This is a genomic window from Cellulomonas sp. GbtcB1 (genome assembly GCF_019091725.1).
Taxonomy (GTDB): Bacteria; Actinomycetota; Actinomycetes; order Actinomycetales; family Cellulomonadaceae; genus Cellulomonas.
In genome coordinates this window covers 20,503-43,949 of sequence record NZ_JAGXJG010000035.1, presented here as the reverse complement: position 1 = coordinate 43,949, position 23,447 = coordinate 20,503, and the positions used below count along the sequence as shown (strand labels likewise).

The 23,447-nt window shown below is 78.3% G+C and carries 25 protein-coding genes and 1 pseudogene; 11 read left to right on the top strand and 15 right to left on the bottom strand.

Features of this window, described 5'->3' with window-relative positions; all coding sequences use genetic code 11:
• The 12 genes and pseudogenes from KVT14_RS13240 to KVT14_RS13185 form a co-directional block, all read right to left on the bottom strand.
• Positions 1–1,060, bottom strand: a pseudogene (locus KVT14_RS13240) (hypothetical protein); the annotation flags it as partial.
• Entirely contained in the window at positions 1,057–1,737 is a 681-nt protein-coding gene (locus tag KVT14_RS13235; RefSeq protein WP_217616093.1) for an ABC transporter ATP-binding protein, read from the bottom strand. The pseudogene KVT14_RS13240 and the gene KVT14_RS13235, both read right to left, overlap by 4 nt.
• A 74-nt stretch (positions 1,738–1,811) precedes the next feature.
• A complete protein-coding gene (locus tag KVT14_RS13230) occupies positions 1,812–2,807 on the bottom strand; it encodes an ABC transporter ATP-binding protein (RefSeq protein ID WP_308161063.1) in 996 nt (331 codons plus the stop codon).
• A gap of 162 nt (positions 2,808–2,969) precedes the next feature.
• Positions 2,970–3,611 carry a DUF3618 domain-containing protein gene (locus KVT14_RS13225; RefSeq protein WP_217616087.1) on the bottom strand — a complete coding sequence of 214 codons (642 nt, stop codon included), beginning with the start codon at positions 3,609–3,611 and terminating at the stop codon, positions 2,970–2,972.
• Entirely contained in the window at positions 3,604–3,969 is a 366-nt protein-coding gene (locus KVT14_RS13220) for a phage holin family protein (protein ID WP_254630896.1), read from the bottom strand. The genes KVT14_RS13225 and KVT14_RS13220 overlap by 8 nt, the downstream gene beginning before the upstream one ends.
• Before the next feature lie 164 nt (positions 3,970–4,133).
• Positions 4,134–5,018, bottom strand: a complete 885-nt coding sequence (locus tag KVT14_RS13215) for a hypothetical protein (RefSeq protein ID WP_217616085.1) — start codon at positions 5,016–5,018, stop codon at positions 4,134–4,136.
• Between the two features lie 10 nt (positions 5,019–5,028).
• Entirely contained in the window at positions 5,029–5,910 is an 882-nt protein-coding gene (locus tag KVT14_RS13210) for a manganese catalase family protein (protein WP_217616091.1), read from the bottom strand.
• A 231-nt stretch (positions 5,911–6,141) separates the two neighbouring features.
• Complete coding sequence (locus KVT14_RS13205; RefSeq protein ID WP_217616090.1) at positions 6,142–6,549, bottom strand: hypothetical protein; 408 nt, start codon at positions 6,547–6,549, stop codon at positions 6,142–6,144.
• Positions 6,550–6,711: 162 nt separating this feature from the next.
• Positions 6,712–7,101 (bottom strand): VOC family protein, encoded by a 390-nt coding sequence (locus KVT14_RS13200; protein WP_217616084.1) that lies wholly within the window; start codon positions 7,099–7,101, stop codon positions 6,712–6,714.
• Positions 7,098–7,409, bottom strand: coding sequence for a helix-turn-helix transcriptional regulator (locus KVT14_RS13195; protein WP_217616083.1), 312 nt, complete (start codon positions 7,407–7,409; stop codon positions 7,098–7,100). Before KVT14_RS13195 ends, KVT14_RS13200 begins: the two co-directional genes overlap by 4 nt.
• 69 nt (positions 7,410–7,478) lie before the next feature.
• Complete coding sequence (locus tag KVT14_RS13190) at positions 7,479–7,640, bottom strand: hypothetical protein (RefSeq protein WP_217616082.1); 162 nt, start codon at positions 7,638–7,640, stop codon at positions 7,479–7,481.
• Positions 7,641–7,739: 99 nt separating this feature from the next.
• Positions 7,740–8,312 carry a GPP34 family phosphoprotein gene (locus KVT14_RS13185; protein ID WP_217616081.1) on the bottom strand — a complete coding sequence of 191 codons (573 nt, stop codon included), beginning with the start codon at positions 8,310–8,312 and terminating at the stop codon, positions 7,740–7,742.
• Positions 8,313–8,515: 203 nt separating this feature from the next.
• Here KVT14_RS13185 and KVT14_RS13180 point away from each other — a divergent pair, with 203 nt between their 5' ends.
• The 8 genes from KVT14_RS13180 (at position 8,516) to KVT14_RS13145 (ending at position 16,692) form a co-directional block, all read left to right on the top strand.
• Positions 8,516–10,390 carry an anthranilate synthase family protein gene (locus KVT14_RS13180; RefSeq protein WP_217616080.1) on the top strand — a complete coding sequence of 625 codons (1,875 nt, stop codon included), beginning with the start codon at positions 8,516–8,518 and terminating at the stop codon, positions 10,388–10,390.
• A 37-nt stretch (positions 10,391–10,427) separates the two neighbouring features.
• Positions 10,428–10,808, top strand: coding sequence for a hypothetical protein (locus tag KVT14_RS13175; protein ID WP_217616079.1), 381 nt, complete (start codon positions 10,428–10,430; stop codon positions 10,806–10,808).
• 50 nt (positions 10,809–10,858) lie between these two features.
• On the top strand, positions 10,859–12,085 hold the full coding sequence (gene dinB, locus KVT14_RS13170) for a DNA polymerase IV (protein WP_217616078.1): 1,227 nt from the start codon (positions 10,859–10,861) through the stop codon (positions 12,083–12,085).
• Between the two features lie 226 nt (positions 12,086–12,311).
• On the top strand, positions 12,312–12,983 hold the full coding sequence (locus KVT14_RS13165; protein WP_217616077.1) for a PAS and ANTAR domain-containing protein: 672 nt from the start codon (positions 12,312–12,314) through the stop codon (positions 12,981–12,983).
• A 124-nt stretch (positions 12,984–13,107) separates the two neighbouring features.
• Positions 13,108–13,956 (top strand): UbiA family prenyltransferase, encoded by an 849-nt coding sequence (locus tag KVT14_RS13160; protein ID WP_217616076.1) that lies wholly within the window; start codon positions 13,108–13,110, stop codon positions 13,954–13,956.
• A 77-nt stretch (positions 13,957–14,033) separates the two neighbouring features.
• Positions 14,034–15,113, top strand: coding sequence for a type III polyketide synthase (locus KVT14_RS13155; RefSeq protein WP_217616075.1), 1,080 nt, complete (start codon positions 14,034–14,036; stop codon positions 15,111–15,113).
• A 5-nt stretch (positions 15,114–15,118) separates the two neighbouring features.
• Entirely contained in the window at positions 15,119–15,664 is a 546-nt protein-coding gene (locus tag KVT14_RS13150) for an isoprenylcysteine carboxyl methyltransferase family protein (protein WP_147796796.1), read from the top strand.
• Complete coding sequence (locus KVT14_RS13145; RefSeq protein ID WP_217616074.1) at positions 15,661–16,692, top strand: FAD-dependent monooxygenase; 1,032 nt, start codon at positions 15,661–15,663, stop codon at positions 16,690–16,692. The genes KVT14_RS13150 and KVT14_RS13145 overlap by 4 nt, the downstream gene beginning before the upstream one ends.
• 6 nt (positions 16,693–16,698) lie before the next feature.
• On the opposite strand, the gene KVT14_RS13140 is transcribed toward KVT14_RS13145, so the two are convergent.
• The gene (locus KVT14_RS13140) at positions 16,699–17,643 is read right to left on the bottom strand and encodes a GGDEF domain-containing protein (RefSeq protein WP_217616073.1); all 945 of its coding nucleotides are present in this window, start codon (positions 17,641–17,643) and stop codon (positions 16,699–16,701) included.
• Between the two features lie 170 nt (positions 17,644–17,813).
• On the opposite strand from KVT14_RS13140, the gene KVT14_RS13135 reads away from it, so the two are divergent.
• Together KVT14_RS13135 and KVT14_RS13130 are read left to right on the top strand one after the other, a co-directional pair.
• Entirely contained in the window at positions 17,814–18,674 is an 861-nt protein-coding gene (locus KVT14_RS13135) for an alpha/beta fold hydrolase (RefSeq protein ID WP_217616072.1), read from the top strand.
• 107 nt (positions 18,675–18,781) lie between these two features.
• Entirely contained in the window at positions 18,782–19,537 is a 756-nt protein-coding gene (locus KVT14_RS13130) for a DinB family protein (protein ID WP_217616071.1), read from the top strand.
• Between the two features lie 15 nt (positions 19,538–19,552).
• Here the strand turns inward: KVT14_RS13130 and KVT14_RS13125 are convergent, their stop codons facing one another.
• Together KVT14_RS13125 and KVT14_RS13120 are read right to left on the bottom strand one after the other, a co-directional pair.
• Positions 19,553–20,350: a methyltransferase domain-containing protein gene (locus KVT14_RS13125; RefSeq protein WP_308161062.1), complete on the bottom strand. Its 798-nt coding sequence runs from the start codon at positions 20,348–20,350 to the stop codon at positions 19,553–19,555.
• A 20-nt stretch (positions 20,351–20,370) separates the two neighbouring features.
• Positions 20,371–22,836 carry a family 43 glycosylhydrolase gene (locus KVT14_RS13120; RefSeq protein WP_217616070.1) on the bottom strand — a complete coding sequence of 822 codons (2,466 nt, stop codon included), beginning with the start codon at positions 22,834–22,836 and terminating at the stop codon, positions 20,371–20,373.
• 182 nt (positions 22,837–23,018) lie between these two features.
• On the opposite strand from KVT14_RS13120, the gene KVT14_RS13115 reads away from it, so the two are divergent.
• A complete protein-coding gene (locus KVT14_RS13115; RefSeq protein ID WP_217616069.1) occupies positions 23,019–23,444 on the top strand; it encodes a PLD nuclease N-terminal domain-containing protein in 426 nt (141 codons plus the stop codon).
• Positions 23,445–23,447: the final 3 nt, after the last annotated feature.

Genomic DNA, 23,447 nt, shown 5'->3' with positions numbered 1-23,447 from the left:
GGCCCGCGAGGAGCAGCGCGGCCGCCGCGCGGGCGACGCCGACCAGCCCCGCGGTCAGCGCCGCGGCCCCCGCCACGGCGTGCTGGGTCGCCACCGCGCGGACCGTCGCCGGGAACGCGGTGCGGACCACCGCGCGGTCCGCACGGTCGCCGAGCGCGTCGGCGAGCGCGGGGCGCAGCCGGGCGACGTCCCGGCCGGCCTGCTCCAGGTCCGCGACGGCGACGCCCGCGGTGCCCGGACGCAGCGTCACCGTCACGACCCCGACGCCGGTCCCCGCGGCGGGCAGCGCACCGGGCGCGACCACGAGGGGCCCGTACGCGGGCGACAGCTTCCGGCCCGAGGTGCCCGGCCGGGGGTGCTCCGGGTCGACCCCGGCACCCCCGAGCAGGTCGCGCTGCCACACCGGCGTCCCGGCGTCGCCCCGGCCGAGCGGCTCGAACACGCCCACGACCCGGACCGTCGTCCGCGGTGCCGCCGCGGGCGCGTCGGGCGACGGGGCCAGGTCCACGGTGTCCCCGGGGACGAGGTCCAGGGCCGCGGCGGTGGCCGCGGGGACCGCGACGTCGACGGGGGCCGTCGCGACCGCGGCGGTCCCCGCGGCCCCGGGAGCCCCGGCGTCCCCGGGCCAGGACCCCGCCACCAGGCGCGCGGCGTCCGCGAGGTCGGCGGCGTCGGTCAGGTACGCGTAGCCCGCGTCGTCCGAGCCGTCCTCGGGCAGCGCCAGCAGGGGCGACTCGGTCCAGGTGGACGCGGTCGCGGGCAGCGGCGCGAGCGCGTCCGCGACGACGGCCGCCACCGCGGGCGCCAGGTCGTCGGCGTCCGCGGCGTCCGCCCCGACGGGCGGCACGACCCGGGCGACCACCTGGGTGCCGCTGGTGCCCGCGGCGGCGAGCGCCGCGTCCAGCGCGTCCCGGCGGCCGGCGGTGAGGAGCAGCCCGCACGCCGCCAGCACCGTCAGGGCGACCAGCGCGGTCGCCGTCACGGCCGCCAGCAGCGGCGCCTGCGCCCGGGCGCGGTGCAGCGCCAGCGCGGGCACCTCCCGGGCCCAGGCGGCGCTCATGCGGGCAGCACGTGCCCGTCGACCAGACGCACCGCCCGGTCCGCCAGCCCGATCATCACCGGGTCGTGGGTCGACACGACCGCCGCCATGCCCTCCGCCTCGACGACCGCCCGGATGAGCGCCATGACCGCGAGGCCGGTCTCGGTGTCGAGCTGGCCGGTGGGCTCGTCGGCGATCAGCAGCCGCGGCGACCCCGCCAGCGCGCGGGCGATCGCGACGCGCTGCTGCTGCCCGCCCGACAGCTCGTCCGGCCGCAGCCCGGCGTGCCCGTCCAGCCCCACGAGCCGGAGCAGCAGGGCCACCCGGCGCTCGCGGTCGGCGACCGGCAGCGCGCGCAGCCGCAGCGGCACGGCCACGTTCTCCGCCGCGCTGAGCACCGGGACCAGCCCGAACGTCTGGAACACGAACCCGACCACGTCGCGGCGCAGCCGGACCTGGCCCGCGGCGTCGAGCGTGGTCACGTCGGTGCCGTCGACGTGCACCGACCCGGCGTCCGGGCGGTCCAGGCCTCCGACGACGTTGAGCAGCGTCGTCTTGCCCGAGCCGGAGCGGCCGACCAGGGCGACGAGCTCGCCGGGCGCCACGTCCAGGTCGACACCCCGCAGCGCGTGCACGGCGGCGCGACCCGAGCCGTAGGTGCGGTGCACGCCGCGGACGCGGACCAGCGGCGCGGTCACCGGGGCCGCGGGCGTCGAGGTGCCGGACCCCGCCACCGCCCCGTCCGGGGTCCCGGCGGCCGCGGTCGACCCGGTCACGCGGCACCGTGCCGGCGCCGCCGGGCCGGCGCGGCGGCACTGCGGTCGCCCGGACCGCCCGATCCCGCGGCGGAGTCCGGCCGCACCGCGACGTGGTCCGCCTCGAGCTGCAGCCGGACCCGGCGGGTGAGGTCGAGCGCCTCCCGGTACTCCCGCGGCACCTGGACCCGCCCGGCCCGGTCCATCACCGCGTACTCCTCGGCGACGACGGCCGCCGCGCCGTCCTCGCCGACGTGCGCGCGCCGCAGCACCTCGCTGCTGGTCCGCCCGTCCCGGATCGCCACCGTGCGCTCCACCTGCCCGCTCACCGCCGGGTCGTGCGTCACGACCACGACCGTGGTCCCCGCGTCCCGCTGGGCGGCGCGCAGCGCGTCGAACACCTGCTGGCCGGTGGCGGTGTCGAGCTCGCCCGTCGGCTCGTCGGCGAGCAGGAGCCGGGGCCGGTTGGCGAGCGCGACCGCGATCGCGACCCGCTGCTGCTCGCCCCCGGACAGCTCGGCGGGGCGCCGCCCGCCCGCGTCGGCGAGCCCGACCAGCTCCAGCAGCTCGCCCACCCGCGCGGCCCGCTGCCCGCGCGGCACCCCCGCCAGCGTGAGCGGGAGCGCGACGTTCTGCCGCGCGCTCAGGTAGGGCACGAGGTTGCGCGCGGTCTGCTGCCGGACGGTCCCCACCACCGTGCGCCGGTACGTCACGCGGTCCCGCGCGGTCAGCGCCCCGAGGTCCCACCGCCCGACGCGGACCCGCCCGGCGCTCGGCGCGTCGGCGGCGGACAGGATCCGCAGCAGGGTGGACTTGCCGGAGCCCGACGCCCCGACGACCGCGACCATCTCCCCCGCGTGCACCAGCAGGTCGAGCCCCTGGAGGGCCTGCACCTCGACGCCGCCGGACCGGAAGATGCGGACCACGGCGTCGCACGCGACGAGGGCCTCGCTCCCGAACTCCTCGGGCGCGGCGAGCCGCTCGCCGAGCTCCTCCACGATGCTGCGCTGCACGGTGCCCCTCCTCGGACGACGGCGGGACTGTACCCCGTGCGTCGTCGCACGTCACCGGCGCGCCGGTGCCGTCACCCGCACGCGCCGGGGCCGGGCCGCGCCGGGACGGCGCGACGCCGCCCCGGGAGCGGCGTGCTCCCGGGGCGGCGTCGTCGGCGCGGGTCAGCCCTGCTGCGGGGCCTGCCGCACCTCCTGGGCCGAGTCCTGCGCCTGGTCCTTCAGGTCGCTCGCCGCCTGGGTGCCCTGCTCCTTGACGGAGCCGACGGCCTCGGCAGCGCGCTCCTTGACCTGGTCGACGGCCTGCTGCGCCGGCTCCCGCAGCTCGTCGACGACCTGGCCGGCGGCCTCCTTGACCTGCGGCGCCAGCTGCTGCGCCTGGTCCTTGACCGCCTGGGCAGCCTGCTGCTCCTTCTGCGAGGACGGCAGCAGCGACGCCGCCAACCAGCCCACGCCGAAGGCGATCAGGCCCGCGGCGAGCGGGTTGCCCTGCGCCTGGCGCGCGACGGTCGACGGCGCGCCCTGCACGCCCTCGGCCAGCCCGTGCGCCGCGCTCCTCGCCGAGTCGGCGGCGGAGTGCGCCGAGCCGGACGCGCTGCCCGCAGCGCCGCTCACGGAGTCACGGGCGTCGTGCACCGTGCCCATGACCCGGTCGCGGACCGAGCCGACCTTGCTGCGGACCTTGTCCGCCTGGCGGTGCGCCACCTGGCGCGGGTCCAGCGCGTCGCCGACCGCGTCCACGTTCGCGCTCAGGTCGGCACGGGTCGCCTCGATCCGCGCACGGATCTCGTCCGGGTTCTCACTCATGGTTCGCCTCCTCGTCACCCTTGAGGGCGTTCGGGATCTTCTTCACCGTCTCCGCCGTGCGCGGCGCGCCCTTGACGCGCTGCAGCTCGGAGCGACCGCGCAGCGCGAGCACGGCCGCGATCACACCCCAGACCACGGCCACGACCAGCGCCGACCAGGCGTGGCCGAGCGGGTGGGCGAGCGCCCACCACAGCGCGATGGACAGGAACAGCAGCACGAAGTGCCCCGCGACGCCCGCACCCGCGAGCATCCCGCTGCCCCGGCCGGCCCGCTTGGCCGACTGCGTCAGCTCGGCCTTGGCCAGCTCGACCTCCTGGCGCACCAGCGCCGACAGGTCCTGCGTGACGTTGCCGATCAGGTCGCCGAGCGACGGGCGCTCGCCGCCCGCCCCGGCCGGTGCCGTCCCCGCCGGCGCCGACCCGGGTGCGTCTCCCAGGGGAGGCACGCCCGCCGTGCCGCCCGTGCCCGCACCACCGGGTCCCGCGCCGGGGGCCGCGGCGACGGTCGGGTCCCCCGGCCCGGTCACGGCTGGTCCTCGCGGCGGAGGCCGGCCAGCGGGTCGCCGCCCGCGGTGCCGGAGTCGTCCGTCGACGGCAGGTGGCCGGGCGTCGGGGCGACCGGGGCGTCGCCGCCCGCCGCCGCCCACGCCTGCTCCTCGGAGCCGAGGCCGCCCTCGTCGGCCGGGCCGGGCTCGCGGTGCTGCCCGCCGAACTCGGCGTCGACGTCCGTCACCTCGGCCGTGCCGCCCGCGACCACGCCCGGCCCGCCCGCGGCCGCGACCGCCGGCGTGAGGTCCTGCGTGGTGGCGGCCGGCGACCCGCCCGCGGATCCCGCGGTGGGGGTGGACAGGCCGGTGGTGGCGCCGGGCAGGGACGAGCCGGTCGAACCGGAGGTCCCGGTCGCGCCGGTGCCGCCGCCGGACGGTGGCGCGTCCTTCAGCCCGCGGGTCAGCCGGCCCGCGAGGACGCCCGCACCGGCCGCCAGGGCCAGGAACACCCCGGGGCGCCGCCGCGCGAAGTCGGTGACCTCGCCCAGCACGTCGCCCGGCTCGCGGTTCTCGAGCCACGTCGCCACGGAGCCGGTGCGCCCGGCCACCTGGCGCACGAGGTCCGCCGCGAGCCCGCCCTGCTCCGAGCCGTCAGCCATCCGGCCCAGCTCGTCGCCGAGCGAGCGGAGGCTGGACGCCGCCCGCGCCTGCTGGTCGGACGCCTGGCTCGTCAGGCCCGCGCGCGCCTCGCCCAGCAGGTCCCGGGCCTGGCCCTTCGCCTCCTGCACGACGTCCGCCGCCTGGTCCTTCGCCTCGTGCAGCACACCCTGGCCGCTGTCGGCCGCCGCGTGCGCCAGTCCGGACGCCTGCTCCTTCGCGGTGCCCACCGCTGCAGCGGCGCCGCTGTCGTTCGTGCTCATCGCGTCCTCCTCACTCGCTCTTGAAGGTGTCCTTGAGCTTCCCGGCGACCTTCTCGGCCGTGTTCGGGAGCGGGGTGGTGCCGTACAGCCGCGGGTCGGGCTGCGTGGGCGGCGGCATCGGCACGCCGGCCGGGGGCTCGGCGACATAGCTGAACTCGCCGAGGCCGTCCGGGGTCGGGCCGGAGGCCCAGGAGCCCTTGTCCGCGTCCGTGCCGTTCGAGAAGTTGATGTACTGGTAGGACACCTCGCGGTGCTCCTGGTCGATCGGGAAGTTGCTCGGGGTCGGGATGCCCTCGAAGCCCTCCTCCTGCAGCTCGCGCGCCGCCGCGATCCACTGGTTCTGGTGCATGGTGTCGCGCGCCAGCAGGAACGCCAGCATGTCCCGCACGCCCTTGTCGTCGGTCATGTGGTAGAGCCGCGCCACCTGCACGCGGCCCTGCATCTCGGCGTTCGCGTTCGCCTGGAAGTCGGCCAGCAGGTTGCCGCTCGCGGTGATGTAGCCCGCACTCCAGGGGTTGCCGTTGCTGTCGACCGGGCGCGCACCGGCTCCGGCGACGATCGCGTGCTGGACGTCGGTGCCGCCCACGATCGCGGCGATCGTCGGGTCGTTCTGCACGGCCTCCTCGGTGATCCCGATGGGCGCCTTCTCGAGCAGCTGGGCGATCATCGTCGCCAGCATCTCGACGTGGCCGAACTCCTCCGCGCCGATGCCGTACAGCAGGTCGCGGTACTTGCCGGGCAGGTGCGTGTTCCAGGACTGGAACCCGTACTGCATCGCGACCGTGATCTCGCCGTACTGCCCGCCCAGGACCTCCTGGAGCTTGCGGGCGTAGACGGCGTCCGGCTTGTCGGGTGTGGCCTTGAACTGCAGCTCTTGACGGTGGAAGAACATCGCGACCTCCGCGCCCCGCACTCGGGGCAGTCGTCTGCGGGAGCCTCGGTCGCGAGAGGTGCCGGTGGCGGCGCCCACCCGGACCGGGCGGTGCGCCGGCGCCCTGCTGCACCGACACGGCGGCGGTCCGTCTAGCGGACCGCCTCGACCCGACGCTAGGTCCGTCCGTGTGAACGCGCCTCTCGGGAGCGCGGTTGTACGCCCTGCGCCGCGGTGCGACGTCGCCGCCGGTCAGGCCGTGGGCCGCGCCTCGTGCCCCGGGCGCCCGTGGGTGCGGTTCCGCTCCTTCAGCTGCGACTCGTAGACGTGCCTGCGACCGCCGACCAGGCGCTCGCGGGTGCGCCGCTCGGCGTCGGCGAACGCGCGGTAGTAGCCGTCGTCGAAGTCCTCGCCGACCTGGAACGTCCAGCGCCCCTCGAGCACGTTCCGGCCGACGACCTCGGCCCGGAGCTCGTCGGCGACCTCGGGGTGCCCCGCCTCGGCGAGCCGGTCGAGCGCGTCGGCGAGCTCGGCGTCGGCCCGGCCGATCAGCCGGTGGAAGGCGTACAGCATCCCGCGGGCGTGCTCGACGACCTCGAAGGCGGCCGTGACCCCGCCGACGGCCTCGACGACGTCGTCGGGCACGCCGGCGGGCGGCAGGTGGGCGGCGTCGGGCCGCTCGGCGGACCCGTCGTCGCGGCGGTCGGCGGTCGGAGGCTGCAGGGCGTCGTCGGTCACCCGGCCATCGTGCGGCGCACCGCCCGAGCCCACCACCGCACGACGGCGCCGCGGCTCGGCGCGGGCCCGGGCCGCAGCCGCCCGTCAGGCGGCCGGCGAGGCGATCTGGACCAGGTTGCCGCAGGTGTCGTCCAGCACCGCCACGACGACCGGACCGGCCTCGGTGGGCGGCTGGACGAACCGCACGCCGAGCGCCTCGAGCCGCGCGTGCTCGGCGCGGACGTCGGCGACGCCGAAGCTCGTCCACGGGATCCCGTCCGCGACGAGCGCGGCCCGGAACGGCCCGACGGCGGGGTGCTCGGCCGGCTCGAGGAGGAGCTCGACGCCGTCCGGGGCCTCGGGCGACACGACGGTGAGCCAGCGGTGCGCGCCGACCGGCACGTCGGTCTTCGGGCGGAAGCCCAGGACGTCCGTGTAGAACGCGAGCGCCCTGCCCTGGTCGTCGACGAACACGGAGGCGGTGGTGATGATCACGGGGACTCCTCGGTGGCTGCGGGTGGGGATGCGGGTGCGGACAGGACGTCGAGCCAGCCGACGACGCCGGCCAGCGGCGTCGGGTCGAGGCGGTGCACGGTCGTCCGCCCCGCGCGGGTCGCCCGGACCAGGCCCGCGTCCGCCAGCACGCCCAGGTGCTTGGAGACCGCCTGCCGGGTGACGACGACGTCGTGGACGGAGATGAGCCGGGTGCACAGCTCGAACAGCGTCTGGCCGTCGCGTCGCCGCAGCTCCTCGAGGAGCAGCCGCCGCGTCGGGTCGGCCAGCGCCCGGAACACCTCGTCCACGCGACCACGATAGGCAACCGCACGGTTGCCCGACAAGCCCTCGCGGGCCACGACCTCTCGCGACGGGCGTCAGTCGGCGGCGCGCCGGGCCGCGCCCTCGGCCAGGCCCGCCGCGAGACCAGTGACCACGCCCGCCGCCAGGCTGACGGCGAACACGCCCAGCAGGCCGCCGACCACCTCCTGCGCCGTCGTCGTCGGCCGCGGCGCGGGCACCGCGACCGCACCCGGCACGTCACCGGCGCCCTGCTGGGCCCGCAGCCGCAGCGCCGCCTGCTGCAGGGCCGCCGCCGGCCAGCAGCCGTCCGCGAGCGACGCCGCCCGCCGCGCGACCTAGGCCGCGGGCACCGGGCCCGGCGGCAGCACGTCCTCCGCGAGCCCGACGGCCGCGAGCAGGGCGGCGAGGGCCCGGGTGCGCCGGTCCGGGGCGGCGCCCTCGACCAGCACCGACCACAGCGCGCGCCGCGCGCCGGACTCCCGCGAGACGTCCGCGGCGGGCCAGCGGAACGTGCCCGGCACGGGACCGGCCACCACCCTGAGCGGACCGCCGTCCGCGAGACGTCCCGCGAGCGCGGCCGGCAGGCCGGCACCCAGGCGCGCCACCAGCTCGACGGGATCCCGCGGCGCCTCGTCGACCCGCTGCACCGCGGCGCGCAGGACCGGGTCACCGGTGACGCCACCGGGCTCGAACGCGCGGGGCGTGACGACCACCTCGTGCCCGCCCGGTGTGCCCCGCAGCTGGACGGCGCCGGCCAGGTCGAGCTCCAGCAGCACGGCCCCGCCCAGCACCGCCTCGCCCGCGAGCACCGAGCCCGTGGGAGGACCGCCCGCGTCGCGCACCGCGAGGTCGCCGCGGTGGTCGTCGAGCAGGAGCAGCAGCAGGTCCTCGGCGATCAGCACGGCCATGCGCGGCACCGTAGCGCTTCTGGGGCCGCGCACGGCCCGTCACTCCCCCCGGTGCAGTAGCGTGTCCGCCATGTGCACGACGCAGAGCTGGTGGCCCGCCTCCTAGGCGGACCCCTCGACGCGTCGACGACCGCCCCTGAACCGGGTGGTAGTGGCCGCGGGCGCGGCGGGACCACCCGGTCCCCGACCGAACGGCACCCGCGATGACCTCCCTGCTCCGCTCCCTGCTCGACGACGACGCCACGCCGTTCGCGGTCCTGCACCGCCGCGGCACGGACTGGCTCGACGTCCTCGTCGGCGACGTCCTCGACGTCGACCGGCTGGCGGACGTGCCGCTCGACGGCGGCACCGTGCTCGCGCTCGTCCCGTTCCGCCAGGTGCGCGAGCGGGGGTTCGCCGCGCACGACGACGGCGCCCCGCTGCGCTGCCTGCGGGTCCGCGAGCGCGAGCGGGTGCCGCTCGCGGAGGCGCTGCCGCTGCTTCCGGCCGCCGTCGCCGTCGAGCCGGAGGGCTTCGACGTCGACGACGCCACCTACGCCGACCGGGTGCGCACGGTGATCGAGGACGAGATCGGCCGGGGCGAGGGCGCGAACTTCGTCCTGCGCCGGGACTTCGTGGCCCGGACGGGGTCCGCCCCCGGGCCCGCGGTGCTGGGGTGGCTGCGCGCGCTGCTGGAGCGCGAGCGCGGCGCGTACTGGACGTTCGCGGTCCGCACGCCCGGGCTCGCCGCCGCCGGCGCGACCCCCGAGCGGCACGTGTCCGTCGCGGGCGGCGTCGCCCGGATGAACCCGATCAGCGGCACGTTCCGGCACGGGGCGCAGCCGCCTACCGGGGCGGAGCTGCTGGCGTTCCTCGCCGACACCAAGGAGAGCGAGGAGCTGTTCATGGTGGTGGACGAGGAGATGAAGATGATGAGCGCGGTCTGCCCGGACGGCGGCCGGATCCTCGGGCCGTACCTCGCGCAGATGTCCCGGCTCACGCACACCGAGTACGTCCTGGAGGGGCGGACCGACCTGGACGTGCGCGAGGTGCTGCGGCTGACGATGTTCGCCCCGACCGTGACCGGCTCGCCGATGGGCAACGCCTGCGCGGTGATCGCCCGGCACGAGTCGACGCCGCGCGGCTACTACTCCGGCGTGCTGGCCCTGCTCGAGCCGGACGGCACGACCCGGCCGGACGGGGCGCCGGGGTACGAGGTCGACGCACCGATCCTCATCCGGACCGCCTACCTCGACGACGCCGGGCGGGTGACCGTGCCGGTCGGCGCCACGCTGGTGCGGCACTCCTCCCCCGACGGCGAGGTCGCCGAGACGCACGCCAAGGCCGCCGGGGTGCTGACCGCCATCGGCGCCCTCGCCCCCGCGCGTTCGGGGGCACCCGCCCCGGTGCTCGCGGACGAGCCCGGCGTCGCGGCGGCCCTCGCGTCGCGGAACGACCGGCTGGCCGCGTTCTGGCTGCGCCCCCAGGGCGCAGCGCCGGACCCGGCGCTCGCGGGCCGCACCGCCCTGGTCGTCGACGTCGAGGACCAGTTCACGACGATGCTCGCGCACCAGCTCCGGCACCTCGGGCTCGACGCCCGGGTGGTGCCGTGGCACGACGTCCCCGACGACCCGGCCACCGACCTGCTGGTGCTGGGGCCCGGCCCGGGCGACGCGCGGCACCTCGACGAGCCGCGGGTCGCGCGGCTGCACGAGCTGCTCGCCCGGCGGCTCGCCACGGGGCGCCCGCTCCTCGCGGTGTGCCTGAGCCACCAGGTGCTCGCGCTCCAGGCCGGCCTGCCGGTCGCGCCGCTGCCCGCGCCGCGGCAGGGCGTGCGGCTCGAGGTCGACGTGTTCGGCGAGCGCGCCGCCATCGGGTTCTACAACACGTTCGCGGCGCACCACGGTCCGGGGGCGGCCCGGACGCCGCTGCTCGGGCTGGAAGTGGCGACCGACGACGCGGGGGTGGTGCACGCGCTGCGCGGCCCCGGGGTCGCGTCGGTGCAGGGGCACCTGGAGAGCGTGCTGTCGTCCGACGGGCTGGCGACGCTGCGCCGGCTCGTCGGGCACGCCCTGGTTACCGCCCCGTCGCCGCGGTGACGGCGGACCCGCCGCGCGCCCGCTAGCGTGACCTGCCATGGCCTCCCGCACCGGCGTCTCCACCGCCTCCGGCTGGCTCGCCGTCGTGGCCCTGGCCGGCACGGCGCTGCTGCTCGTGCCCGGCTGGTTCGGCCGCCCGCCCGGCGCGCTGCTGCTCCCGGTCGCGGCGGCGGCCGCGCTCGGGCTCGGCTGGCTGCTCGACCCTGGGGCGAGCCGGGCGACGTTCGTGGACGGCGCGCTCGCGGCCGTGGGCCTCGGCGCGCTGCTCGGGGGCGCCGCCCTGCTGGTCTCGTCCCTGGTGCGGCTGATCGCGCTCGGCGACGTCGCGGCGCTCGGGTTCGGGCTGGGCGGGGCCGTGCTCGGCACGCTGATCGGCTCCGGCCTGCTGGCGACCCGGATGGACGGCCCGCCGATCTAGGAGCGGGCGCGGGCGAGCGCGTGTCAGACCCCGGGTCGAACATGTGTTCTATGCCCGCCACCGCCGATCCCGCTCCCGTCGCCGGGATCCTGCACGCCGATCTCGACGCGTTCTACGCCTCCGTCGAGCAGCGCGACGACCGCCGGCTGCGCGGGCGCCCGGTGGCCGTCGGCGGCGGGGTGGTGCTGGCCGCGTCGTACGAGGCGAAGCGCCGCGGGGTCCGCACCGCGATGAGCGCGCGGCAGGCGCGGTCGCTGTGCCCGGGCCTCGTCGTGGTCCGGCCCCGCTTCGAGGCCTACTCGGCCGCCAGCAGGGCGGTGTTCGCGATCTTCCGGGACACCACCCCCGCGGTGCAGGGCGTGTCGATAGACGAGGCGTTCCTCGACGTGCGCGGCCTGCACCGGATCGACGCGGCGCCCGTGCGGCTGGGCGCGCGCCTGCGGGACCGGGTCCGGGACGAGGTCGGCCTGCCGATCACGGTCGGGGTGGCCCGGACGCCGTTCCTCGCCAAGGTGGCCAGCCGGGTCGCCAAGCCCGACGGGCTGCTCCTGGTCGACCCCGACGCCGAGGACGCGTTCCTGCACCCGCTCCCGCTCGAGGTCCTCTGGGGCGTCGGCGCGGTCACGGCCGAGAAGCTGCACGCCTTCGGGCTCGCGACCGCCGGGGACGTCGCCGCGCTCCCCCGCTCCGTCCTGGAGCACGCGCTCGGACCGGCCATGGGCCGGCACCTGCACGCCGTGGTGCACGGCCGCACGCCCGACCGCGTCGAGACCGGGCGCCGTCGCGGCTCCGTCGGGGCCCAGCGCGCGCTCGGCCGCGGCCCGCACGACCCGGCGCAGGTCCGCGCCGCGCTCCTGGGTCTGGTCGACCGGGTCTGCCGTCGCATGCGCGGCGGCCACCGCCTGGCGCGGACGGTCGTGCTGCGCCTGCGGTTCGCCGACTACACGAAGGCCACGCGCTCGCGCTCGTTCGCGTTCGCCACGGCGTCCGGGTCCCAGATCGGCGCCGCGGCGGTGGCGCTGCTCGACGAGGCCGCGCCGCTGCTCCGCGAGCGGGGGATCACGCTGGTCGGCGTCGCCCTCAGCGGCCTGGAGCCGGACGGCCACTGGCAGCCGGAGCTGGACCTCGACGGTCCCGCCCCGGACGGGCTGGACGCGGCCGTCGACGCCGTGGCGGAGCGGTTCGGGTCCGCGGCTCTGGTGCGCGGCGCGCTGCTGCGCCGCGGTGCCGGGCTCGAGGTGCCGACCCTCCCCGACGAACCGGACGACCTGGCCTGAGTGCGGCGCGCTCCACCGCGCGGGCGTGGCCGAGGGGTGCTCGCCGTAGGCCTCCCGGGCCGGAGGTCGTCACGCTCGTCCACGGCCGTCGTCGCACGTCACGCGCACCGCCCGCTCCGCGGTGTCGCGGCCGCCCCGACGCGCGTACGGTCGTGGGAGCAACGGTGCCCGGGGGTGGAGCCCACCGCTCGTGCGCGCCGCACCGGACCTGACGAGGGCGGCGTCCATGACCCAGACCACCGACCCGGAGCGCGCGCTGGCGCTCGGCGCCCGCACGCGCGCAGGGGCCTACCGCCTCGACCTCGCGACGCAGCACTGGTGGTGGTCCGACGACGTCTACGCGATCCACGGGTTCGTCCCGCACGAGGTCGTGCCCACGACGGAGCTGCTGCTCGCGCACAAGCACCCCGAGGACCGGGACCAGTCGGTCGCCGTGCTCGACGAGGCGAGTCGCACCGGCGGCGCCTTCGCGACGGTGCACCGGATCGTCGACGCCCGGGGCCGGGAGCGCGTCGTCGCGGTGATCGGCGAGGGGCGCGGGCCGTCCGCCGCGGGACCGCCGTCCGAGCTGGTCGGCTACTTCGTGGACGTCACCGACGTGGTCGACGACCGCGCGCAGGCCGCGGCCACGGTGTCGATCGCCGCCGCGGCGCAGAGCCGGTCGGTGATCGACCAGGCGGTCGGGGTCGTCGCCTTCGTCGAGGAGGTCGACCCGGCCGCCGCGTTCCTGGTGCTGCGTGCGGCCTCGAACGACGCGAACGTGCCGATCCGCGTCCTGGCGCGCGCGATCGTCGGCTCGCTCCCGACGCTCCGGCACGACCCAGGGCGGGTCCGGCACTTCCTCGACGGGCTGCTCGCGCCCGCGCACCGATCCACCGCGACCCCGACCTGCGCCTGAGCACGACGCGCCCGCCCGATCCGCCCGGGCCGGCTCCTTGCCGGCCGGGCCGTCTGCGCCCCGCGCCGCTACGGTCGGCTCGACGGGCGCGCCGCCGCGGCGGGTCCCCCGGGCGAGGAGGGCCATGCCGCCGGCTGCCGCACCGACGACCGCGCGCCGCGCCGTCGCGCTGGTCCGCGCCGCGCACGCCCCACCGGCGTTCGCGGTCACGCTGTTCGCCGGCGCGTACGCCGCGGGCGCGGCGGGTGCTGGTCCTGCGCGCGCCGTGCTGGTGGCGGCCGCGGTGCTCGCCGGCCAGCTGTCGGTCGGCTGGTCGAACGACTGGATCGATGCCGGCCGGGACCTCGCGGTGGGCCGGGCCGACAAGCCGGTGGTCGCCGGGACGGTGACGGTCGCCGCGCTCCGTCGGGCGGCCCTCGTCGCGCTGGCCGCGTGCGCGCTCCTCTCGCTCGCGCTGGGGCCGCCCGCCGCGGTGCTGCACCTGGCCCTGGTCGCGGCCGCCTGGGCCTACAACGCGCGCCTGAAGTCGACCGCGTGGTCCTGGCTGCCGTACGCGGTGGCGTTCGGCGGGCTGCCGTCCGTCGCGACGCTCGGGGTGCCGGGCGGCGACGCGTTCGCGCCCTGGTGGGTGACCGCGGGGGGCGCGCTGCTCGGCGTCGGCGCGCACCTCGCGAACGTGCTGCCCGACCTGCAGGACGACGCGGCGACCGGCGTCCGCGGGCTGCCGCACCGGCTCGGCCGGCGGCGGACCGCGTTCGGGGCGGCCGGGGTGCTGCTCGTGGCCGTCGCGGTGGTGGTGCTGGGGCCGCCGGGCCCGCCCGGGGCGGTCGCGGCGGCGGGACTGGCCCTGGCGGCCGGGCTCGCCGCGTCGGGGGTCGCCGTCGCGCTCGCCCGGCCCGCCAGCCGCTGGCCGTTCGGCGCCGCGATGGCGGTCGCCGCCGTCGCGGTGGTGCTGCTGGTGGTCCAGGGGTGACCGCCGCCGCGGGGCGGTCGCGCGCGGCCACCCGCCGACCGGTCGCGGCCGCGAGGGTCGGAGGGCAGCATCGGGGCATGTCCCGCATCGCGGCCGTCGCCCCCGCGCTCCCCGAGCACGTCTACCCGCAGGCCGAGATCACCGCGGAGGTGGCGGGCCTGGTGACCCGCGACCCCCGGCGGCGGGCCCTGCTGGACCGGGTGCACGCGTCCAGCGGCATCACGACCCGGCACACGGTGCTGCCGCTCGAGAAGTACGCGGGGCTGACGTCGTTCGGCGAGACGAACGACGTGTTCCTGCGCGAGGGCCTGGAGCTGGCCGCGCGGGCGGTGACCGACGCCCTGGCCGCGGTCGGCCTGCGGCCCGCGGACGTCGACCACCTGTTCTTCACCACGGTCACGGGCGTCTCCGCGCCGTCGCTCGACGCGCTGCTCGTGGGCCGGCTCGGGATGCGGCCGGACGTGCGGCGGGTGCCGAGCTTCGGCCTCGGCTGCGCGGGCGGGGCCGCCGGACTCGCCCGGGTCGACGACCACCTCGCGGGCCATCCCGACGAGGTCGCCGTGCTGCTGTCGGTCGAGCTGTGCTCGCTCACGCTGCAGCACGACGACGACTCGACCGCCAACCTGGTCGCGAGCGGCCTGTTCGGCGACGGCGCCGCGGCGGCCGTGCTGCTGGGCGACCGCCGCGCGGTCGCGCTCGGGCTGGACGGGCCGGCCGTCGTCGGCGCCCGCAGCGCGCTCTACCCCGGGACCGAGCACGACCTCGGCTGGCAGGTCGGCGGCTCGGGCTTCCGCATCGTGCTCTCCGGCGGCATGGCGGACACCGTGGCCGCGCACGCCGCCGCGGACGTCGCCGCGCTGCTCGACCCGCTGGGCGCCCGGGTCGCGGACGTCGCCCGCTGGGTCGTGCACCCGGGCGGCCCGAAGATCCTCGACGCCGTGCAGGACGCGCTGGAGCTCGGACCCGAGGCGCTCGCCGGGTCGCGCGCCGCGCTCGCCCGAGCCGGGAACCTGTCGTCGGCCGCCGTGCTGCACGTGCTGGCCGACGTGCTCGCGGGCCCGCCGCCCGACCCGGGGGCGCTGGGAGCGGTCCTGGCGTTCGGCCCCGGGGTGGGCGCCGAGCTGGTCGCGCTGCGCTGGCCGGAGGTGGCCGCGTGAGCTCGCTGCTGTGGTTCGACGTCCTGGTCGCGCTGACGGCCCTCGAGCGGCTGGCCGAGCTCGTCGTCTCGTCGCGGAACGCCCGCTGGTCGTTCGCCCGCGGCGGCGTCGAGTCCGGCCGCGGGCACTTCCCGCCGATGGTGGCCCTGCACACCGGGCTGCTGCTGGCCTGCGTGCTGGAGGCGCACCTCGCCGACCGGCCGTTCCTCCCCTGGCTCGGCTGGCCGGCGCTGGTCCTCGTCCTGGCGAGCCAGGCGCTGCGCTGGTGGTGCATCGCGACGCTCGGCCCCCGGTGGAACACCCGGGTCATCGTCGTGCCGGGGCTCCCGCTGGTGGACCGCGGCCCGTACCGGTGGATCCCGCACCCGAACTACGTCGCCGTGGTCGTCGAGGGCATCGCGCTGCCGCTCGTGCACACCGCCTGGGTCACCGCGCTCGCGTTCACCGTGCTCAACGCGGTGCTGCTGCTCGGGTTCCGGATCCCGGCCGAGGAGCGCGCGCTCGCGGCGGCGACGGGCGGCGGCGGACCGGTGCCCGCGCCGGGCCGGTGAGCGCCACCCCGGACGTCGACGTCCTGGTCGTCGGCGGCGGGCCCGTCGGGCTCGCCGCGGCCCTCGAGGCGCGCCGCGCCGGGCTGTCGGCGCTCGTCGTCGAGCCGCGCGGGACGCCCGTCGACAAGGCGTGCGGCGAGGGCCTGATGCCGCGGGCGGTCGACCTGCTGCGGCGCTGGGACGTCGACCCCGCCGGACGCCCGCTCGCGGGCATCGCCTACGTGCGGGACGACCTGCGCGCCGAGCACCGATTCACCGGGCCGCCCGGCCGCGGTGTGCGCCGCACCGTGCTGCACGCGGCGCTCGCGGACCGGGCCGCCGCCGCGGGCGTCGAGCGGCACGCCGGCCGGGTCGGGGACCTCGCCCAGGACCGGGACGGCGTGACCGCCGCGGGGGTACGCGCCCGGTGGCTGCTCGGCTGCGACGGCCTGCACTCGACGGTCCGGCGGCTCGCCGGGCTGGAGGCCGCGCGCCCGGGCCGCGCCGCGCGCCGGTTCGGCGTCCGCCGGCACTACCGGGTCGCCCCGTGGACCGACCTGGTCGAGGTGCACTGGGGCCGGCACGCCGAGGCGTACGTGACGCCGGTCGGCCCGGACCTGGTCGGGGTGGCGCTGCTCGGGCCGGCCCCGGTCGACGTGGACGCCGAGCTCGCGGCGATGCCCGCCCTCGCGACCCGCCTGGCCGGCGCCCCGGTGGAGGCCGCGGACCGGGGCGCCGGCCCGCTGCGCCAGCGCACCCGCGCGCGGACGGCGGGGCGGGTGCTGCTCGTCGGGGACGCGTCGGGCTACGTGGACGCGCTGACCGGCGAGGGCCTGCGGCTCGGGTTCGCCCAGGCGGTCGCGGCGGTCGCGCACCTCGACGACCCCGCGGGCTACGAGCGCGCCTGGGCGGCGGCGACCCGGGACTACCGGCTGCTGACGTCCACGCTCGTGGGCGTGGCGACGTCGCCCCTGCGCGGGGCGCTCGTGCCGGCGGCGGTGCGGCTGCCTCCCGTGTTCGCCGGGGCGGTGGAGCGCCTGGCCCGCTGACCCGGGCTACGCCGGCGCGCCGGCCTTCCGGTCGTGCTTGTCGGCGTACAGGTCCGCGTCCGCGCGCACCAGCAGGTCCCGGGCGGTGTCGCCCGGTTCGTGCACCGCCACGCCCGCGCTGCACGGCAGCGGGGTCCACGCGCAGGCCAGCGCGGCCCAGCGTCGGGCCGCATCCTCGCCGTGCCCCGGGAGCACCGCGACGAACTCGTCGCCGCCGAGCCGCCCGACGAACCCCGCGCGGTCGAGCTCCGCGTGCCAGTGCGCGACCAGGTCGGCCATGAGGTCGTCGGCGCCGAGGTGCCCGTGCGCGTCGTTGACCCGCCGGAAGTCGTCGATGTCGAGCGCCACCACCGCGAGCGGCTCGCCCCGCCGGCGCGCCCGCGCGAGGGCCGCGTCGAGCCGCGCGTAGAACGGCCCGCGGGTCAGCGCCCCGGTGAGGTGGTCGGTGCCGCCCGCCTCGCGCAGCCGGTGGCCCTGCCACCCGAGCAGGACGCAGGACAGCACGCACAGGGTCGCCATGCTCACGATGTTGGTGGCGTGCACCGGCGCGACCGCCAGCCAGGCACCGACCGCGATCGTCGAGGCCGCGGCCGCCACCACCACGGCCGCGCGGCGCGTGTCCAGCACGTACGCCGCGAGCTGCCCCGCCAGGATCACGCCGAGCGCGAAGACGACCACGCCCTCGGTCGCCCGGCAGCTCGCGAGCACGCCCCCGGCGACGACGATGCCGGCGACGAGCACCACCTCGGTGCTCGTCGGGTGCGCGGGCAGCGTCACCGCGAGCACCGCCAGGAGCGCGTACGCCGCGGCCGCCACCGCCCACCGGCCGGTGGGCGTCTGCGGGTCGACGGGCGTGAGGCCGCCGAGCGCCGTGAGCACGGAGACGACGAGGAGCGCCACGGCGAGCTGCGCGCGCAGGTCCCCGTGCGGCGTCTGCTCCACCGTCGGCATGGCCCGATGGTGCCGTGTCCAGGCGCGGGGCGCGGCTCGCGTGCGGGTGAACTCCGTGACGTGCCAGGCTCCGTCCGGCCCGCACGGCAACCGCTCACCCGAACGGCGGCAGGTCCGTGCGGGGCGGCTCACCCGATCGGACGCGCGCGGTCTCGGCTACCGTCGCGCGGGTGACCGCCGCACCCCCGCCCGAGCCCGCCCGCACCCCCGCGCCGTCCCTCACCTCGTCCCCCGCGGCCGGCGACCGCACCGCGACGGCGGACGACGGCACGCGGCTGCGCTGGCGCGAGCAGGGCGCCGGCAGCCCCGTGCTGCTGCTCCAGGGCCAGGCGACCGCGATGGCGGGCTGGGACCGGGTCGCCGCCGACCTCGCCTCGGAGTTCCGGGTGCTGCGCACCGAGCAGCGCGGGGTCGCCGGCACGGACCCGGGCCCGGGCGGCCGGGTCCCGGACGGGCTGACGACCCGGGACCTCGCCCGGGACGTCCGCGCGGTGCTCGACGCCGCCGGCGTGGCCACGGCCCAGGTCGTCGGGCACTCGATGGGCGGCAAGATCGCGCAGTGGCTCGCGGTGGACGCGCCGGACCGGGTCGCGTCGCTCGTGCTGCTCGCGACCAGCGCCGGCGCGTCGGACGGGGTGCCGCGGGACGCCGAGGCGCACCGGCTGCTGCTCGCCGGCGACGGCGCCGCCCGCACCCGGCTGTTCTTCGACGACGCCTGGGCCGCAAGGCACCCCGACGAGGTGCGGACGTTCTTCGCGCTCGACGCCGACCGGCCGACGCTCCGCGCCCTGTACCGGGCGAGCGCCGAGCACGCCGCGCTCGGCGCCCTCGGGGCGGTGGTCGCGCCGACACTCGTCGTGCACGGCACCGAGGACCGGCTCGCACGCCTCGCGTCCGCGGAGCGGCTGGCGGCGGCGGTGCCGGGTGCCCGACTCGTCGCGGTCGCCGGCGCGCGGCACGGGCTGCACCTCGACAGCGCCGAGGCCGCGGCGGCGGTGCGGGAGTTCCTGCGGGCGCACGCGCCGGGGTGACGCGTCCGGGCCGGACCGGGGCGGCCCGGGGCCGGCCCGGGGCTGGCGCGGCCACCCGCCGCGGGCCTTGACTGGTCCCCCGGCGAGCCTCGACCCAGGGGGACGACATGACGACGACCGACCCGCTCGACCTGCGCGGCGCGCGCCTGGTCGCGGCCGACCTGCACGGCGCGCGGCTCGTCCGCGCCGACCTGTCCCGCGTCGTGATGCGCGGCGTCGAGATCGACGGCGCCGACATCGACGCGCCCTGGCTGCTCGACGGGGGCTCGCTGCTCGTGAACGGCGTGGACGTCGCCCCGTACGTGGACGCCGAGCTGGACCGGCGGTTCCCGGGGCGGTCCCTGCGCCGCGCCGCGGACCCCGAGGGCCTGCGCACCGCGTGGGCCGCCGTGGAGCGGACGTGGGCGGCCACCCTCGACCGCGTCGCCGCGCTGCCCGCCGGCACGGTGGACGTGTCCGTCGACGGCGAGTGGTCGTTCGCGCAGACGCTCCGGCACCTCGTGATGGCGACGGACACCTGGCTCCGGGGCGCGGTGCTCGGCGTCGAGGCGCCGTACCACCGGCTCGGGCAGCCGAACGTGGAGTACGCGGCGGACGGGCACGACCCGTCGGTGTTCGCGGACGGCACCCCGGCGTGGGACGAGGTGCTGGCGGTGCGCGCCGAGCGCGTGGCGATGGTGCGCGACTACCTGGCGGACGTCACCGACGCCGACCTCGCGGGGACCCGGCCGAACCCGTGGGCGCCCGAGCACCGGGAGACCGTGCTGTCCTGCCTGCACACCGTCCTCGAGGAGGAGTGGGAGCACCACCGCTACGCGGTCCGTGACCTCGCGGCGGTCGCCGCCGCCGCACCGGGGGCCTGAGGCCCCGTCGGCCGCTCAGCGGGGCCGGCGGGCGAGCGCGAGCCGGAACGCGTTCCGGAACCGGTACGACCCGTCCGCGAGCCGGAACGGAGCCGCCGCCGCGACCACCACCGGCCCGCGCGCCGCGAGCCCCTCGGCGTCCTCCCCGAGCAGCAGCCCCCGCACGAGCGCGCCTGCGTCCGGAGCCGTCCAGGGCACGTCGACCAGCGCGAGGTGCTCGACCACCAGCCCCGCGCCGGTGAGCAGCGTCCGCACCGGGGCCTCGCGGCGCAGCGGCCCCTCGGGGCCGGGCTCCTCGCCGTCGTCCGCCGCGAGGGCGGCCTCGACCGCGTCGAGCTCGCACCGGTCCCGCTCCGCCCAGCCGCAGACCGCCAGCGCCCCGCCGGGCGCCAGCACCCGGGCCGCCTCCGCGACCGCGGCGACCGGGTCGTCGGCCAGGTGCAGCACGTTCACCGCGGTGACGACGTCGAACGCCGCGTCCGGCCACGGGAGGTCCTCGGCGTCCGCCTCCCGCACGTCCGCCGCGGGGGCCGCGCGGCGGGCGCGGGCGACCATCCCCGGCGCGACGTCCGCCCCCGCCACAGCCGCGCCCCGGGAGGCGGCGTCTGCCAGCAGCTCGCCGGTCCCGCAGCCGACGTCGAGCAGCCGGGTGCCCGGCCCCACGGCGGCCGCGTCGAGCAGCGCTTGCCGGGCCGGGCCCGCGAAGCCGCCCCAGGCCGCGGCCCAGTCCTCGGCCAGCGCGGTCCAGGGGTCGTCGTCGTCGATCGCCGGGGCGAGGTCGGTCGCCGGGCCGAGGTCGGGGTCGTCGCGCACGGACCCAGTCTCACGCGGACTCAGTCCGCCCAGACCCGGAGGTGGTCGAACCGGGCCGTCGCCCGCGGCGCCGCCCCGTCCCACCCGTGCGCCACCAGCCCGACCCGCAGGTCGGTGCCCGCCGGGAAGGTCCACACGCCGCCGGCCACCCAGGTCGCCCCGTCCGTGCTGGTGAGCGCGCGCACCTCGTGCTCGCCCGAGTCGTCGGTCCGGTGCACCAGCCGCAGCCAGGTGGTGTCGCCCGGCGGCCCGACGATGGTCCCGCCGTACGACAGCCGCCCCGCGAAGGGCGTCTCCCGCCCGAACTCGGTCTGCCGGGTGTTCCAGATCGCGACGTGCGACAGCCGGGCGAACTCGTCGTCGCCCGCGTACGCCACGAGCCCCGCCTGCTGGTAGTTGCGCACGTCGTCGGTGCCGAGGTCGACGGACACCGCGGTCTCGGCGGTCCAGTCGCCGTCGGGGACGTCCCGCAGCAGGACGCCCGCGTCGTTCCCCGTGCCGGTCAGGTCCGCCTGCTCGACGGGCCACACCAGCGCCCCGTCCGCGACCGTGACGGCCGGGTCCCGCACCGCGGTCCAGCCGGCCCCGAGGTCCCCGCCCGGCGTCTCGTCGAAGGTGACCTCGTCCACCAGCTCCCCGGTCGACGGCAGCGGCTCCACGTCGCTGACCGGCTGGGCGAGCGGGACGGCGCTGAGGTCGTCGACGTGCACGCCCGAGGTCCGCGCCACCGCACCCGCCCCGCCCGGGCGCAGCCGCTGCGGCAGGTCCAGGGTCACGACGGCCAGCGGGTCGCCGAGCCGGGCCTGGCTCACCTCCGCCCGGGCGAGCCGGCCCTCGACCTCGAGCACCACGGCGTGCCAGGTCGACCAGTCGACGCCGTCGGGCAGCGGGACCGCGGCCCGGGCGGACCCGGACCGGACGACGAGCTCGCCGGCGGCGGGGTCGAGCACGGCGCTCACCCCGGTCCCGACGCGGGCGGCGCCCCGCACCCCCGCGGGGCCGGGAGCCGCCGCGGACCCGCCCGGGGAGCCCCCGCGCCCGAGGCCGAAGCCCGCGACGACGCCCCCGGACGCGCCGGGGTTCAGCCGCACGTCGGCCTCGACCCGCACGGGGCCGGGCAGCCGGGACCGGGTGAGCAAGGCCCCGGCGCCGACCGCCACGGCGTGCCCACCGCCCTGCGGATCGCCGCCGACGGCCCGCCAGGCGTCGCCCCGCCACCCCGCGCCGAGCCCGTCCTCGAAGCCCGCGACCGCGCGCCCGCCCGCGGCGGGTGCGGGCTGGGCGTCGTCCGACGCACCCCTGCCCGCGCGGACCACCGGCCAGCCGTCCACCCAGTCGAGCCGGTCCAGCAGCATGGGGCGGCGGTTGATCCCGTCCGTGCCGTCCAGGTACGGCTGCCCGCGGTCGATCGCGTGGTACACGATCCAGTCCCGCCCGGCCAGGTCGGTCACGACCGCGTTGTGGCCCGTGCCCACCCAGGCGTTCCCGTTCGGCGCGAGCACCGGCGTGCCGCCCGCGCGGGACTGCAGCAGGGGCACGCCCTCGCGGTCGACGTACGGCCCGGTGAGCGAGGTCGACCGCCCGACCTGCACGCTGTACCCGGTGGTCGGGCCGGCGCAGCAGTTCGCGGTCGACGCGAACAGGAACCAGTACCCGCCGCGCCGGACGACGTAGGCCCCCTCGAACTTGTTGTCGACGGCCAGCTGCACCGGCTCGCCGACCGCGCGGGTCCCGGTCGCGTCCAGCTCGGTGACCCAGACGCCCCCGTAGTACGAGCCGTAGACCAGGTGCTCGGTGCCGTCGGGGCCGACGACGTGCGACGGGTCGTACGTCCACAGGAAGTCGTCGGGCGCGCCGTTGCCACCGGGTCGCGGGTCCACGACCGGGGCACCCGCGTCGGTCCACGGACCGGTGGGCGTGGGCGCCGTGGCGACCCCGATCGCCGAGTCCCCGGTCCCCGCGGTCACGGTGGTCTCGGTGACGACGTAGTAGAGCCGGTACTCGCCGTCGACGTACCGCACGTCGGGGGCCCACAGCGCGGCCGGGTGCGCGGGGTCGGCGTCGGCCCAGGACGGCAGGGTGTCCTCGGTGAACGCGTCCCCGACGTACTCCCACGCGACGAGGTCGGCGGACCGGGACACCGGCAGCAGGTGCCGGGTCCCCTCGCCGGCGCGCAGCGGGTCGGTCGTGCCGTACGCGTACCACCAGCCGTCCTGGCCGCGGACCACCGCGGGGTCGGCGAACGTGTCGGCGAAGCCGGCGCTGACGGGGTTGGTGAAGGTCCCGGGGGCGCCGGTCGGGGACGTCGGACCGCCCCCGGTGAAACGCGCGTCGCCGACCGGGACCTCGGCGGCCGCGCGGGCCGGGGGTGCCGCGGCGGGCGCCGACGCGCCGGCCAGCACGAGCGCGAGGGCCGCCGCGGGGGCCGCGGCGCGCACACCGGTCCTCCCCGGGGCGTGCCGGTGCCGTGGGGTGCGCTGCGCCATCGCAGGCTCCTGCCGTTCGTGGGTCCGGAGCACCCCTTCTACGCCCCGCGGCGCACAGCCGCCACTCAGACGGGCGAGCCGGCGGCGCACGATCCGCCATTTCCCGGACAGGGTGGTGCTCGCTCCCCTACCGTCTCCGGTGTCCGCCGACAGCTCCGCACCGCCGACGAGAGGTCCCCGCCGTGATCCGCGTGCTGCCAGTCCTGATCCAGCTCGGGCTGCTCGTCTACTGCCTGATCGACTGCATCCAGACGGACTCGGTCCTGGTGCGCAACCTGCCCAAGACCGCCTGGGTGCTGCTCATCGTGTTCCTGCCGCTCGTCGGCGGGATCGCGTGGCTGGTCGCCGGACGACCGGAGCGGGGCGCGACCGCCCGGTCGGTGCCCTGGCCGAGCACCGCGACCGCCGGGTTCCCCGAGTACGAGCGCCCGCGCGCGACCGGCCCGGACGACGACCCGGAGTTCCTGGCGGGGATGCGCGACTCGGACGACCGGCACGAGCGGATGCTCCGCGACTGGGAGGCCGACCTGCGCGCCCGGGAGCAGGGCCTGCGCGACGGCGGCCCCGCGGCGGACGACGGCACCCCCGGGTCCCGCCCGGGCGCCTGACCG

Bases quoted from the DNA above. Each gene is read 5' to 3' on its own strand.
- KVT14_RS13185 (WP_217616081.1), bottom strand. From the start codon at position 8,312: ATGGCCGTGCTGATCGCCGAGGACCTGCTGCTGCTCCTGCTCGACGAC.
- dinB (WP_217616078.1), top strand. From the start codon at position 10,859: ATGCCCGCCACCGCCGATCCCGCTCCCGTCGCCGGGATCCTGCACGCC.
- KVT14_RS13210 (WP_217616091.1), bottom strand. From the start codon at position 5,910: ATGTTCTTCCACCGTCAAGAGCTGCAGTTCAAGGCCACACCCGACAAG.
- KVT14_RS13120 (WP_217616070.1), bottom strand. From the start codon at position 22,836: ATGGCGCAGCGCACCCCACGGCACCGGCACGCCCCGGGGAGGACCGGT.
- KVT14_RS13155 (WP_217616075.1), top strand. From the start codon at position 14,034: ATGTCCCGCATCGCGGCCGTCGCCCCCGCGCTCCCCGAGCACGTCTAC.
- KVT14_RS13215 (WP_217616085.1), bottom strand. From the start codon at position 5,018: ATGAGCACGAACGACAGCGGCGCCGCTGCAGCGGTGGGCACCGCGAAG.
- KVT14_RS13180 (WP_217616080.1), top strand. From the start codon at position 8,516: ATGACCTCCCTGCTCCGCTCCCTGCTCGACGACGACGCCACGCCGTTC.
- KVT14_RS13225 (WP_217616087.1), bottom strand. From the start codon at position 3,611: ATGAGTGAGAACCCGGACGAGATCCGTGCGCGGATCGAGGCGACCCGT.
- KVT14_RS13165 (WP_217616077.1), top strand. From the start codon at position 12,312: ATGACCCAGACCACCGACCCGGAGCGCGCGCTGGCGCTCGGCGCCCGC.
- KVT14_RS13140 (WP_217616073.1), bottom strand. From the start codon at position 17,643: ATGCCGACGGTGGAGCAGACGCCGCACGGGGACCTGCGCGCGCAGCTC.
- KVT14_RS13130 (WP_217616071.1), top strand. From the start codon at position 18,782: ATGACGACGACCGACCCGCTCGACCTGCGCGGCGCGCGCCTGGTCGCG.
- KVT14_RS13160 (WP_217616076.1), top strand. From the start codon at position 13,108: ATGCCGCCGGCTGCCGCACCGACGACCGCGCGCCGCGCCGTCGCGCTG.
- KVT14_RS13175 (WP_217616079.1), top strand. From the start codon at position 10,428: ATGGCCTCCCGCACCGGCGTCTCCACCGCCTCCGGCTGGCTCGCCGTC.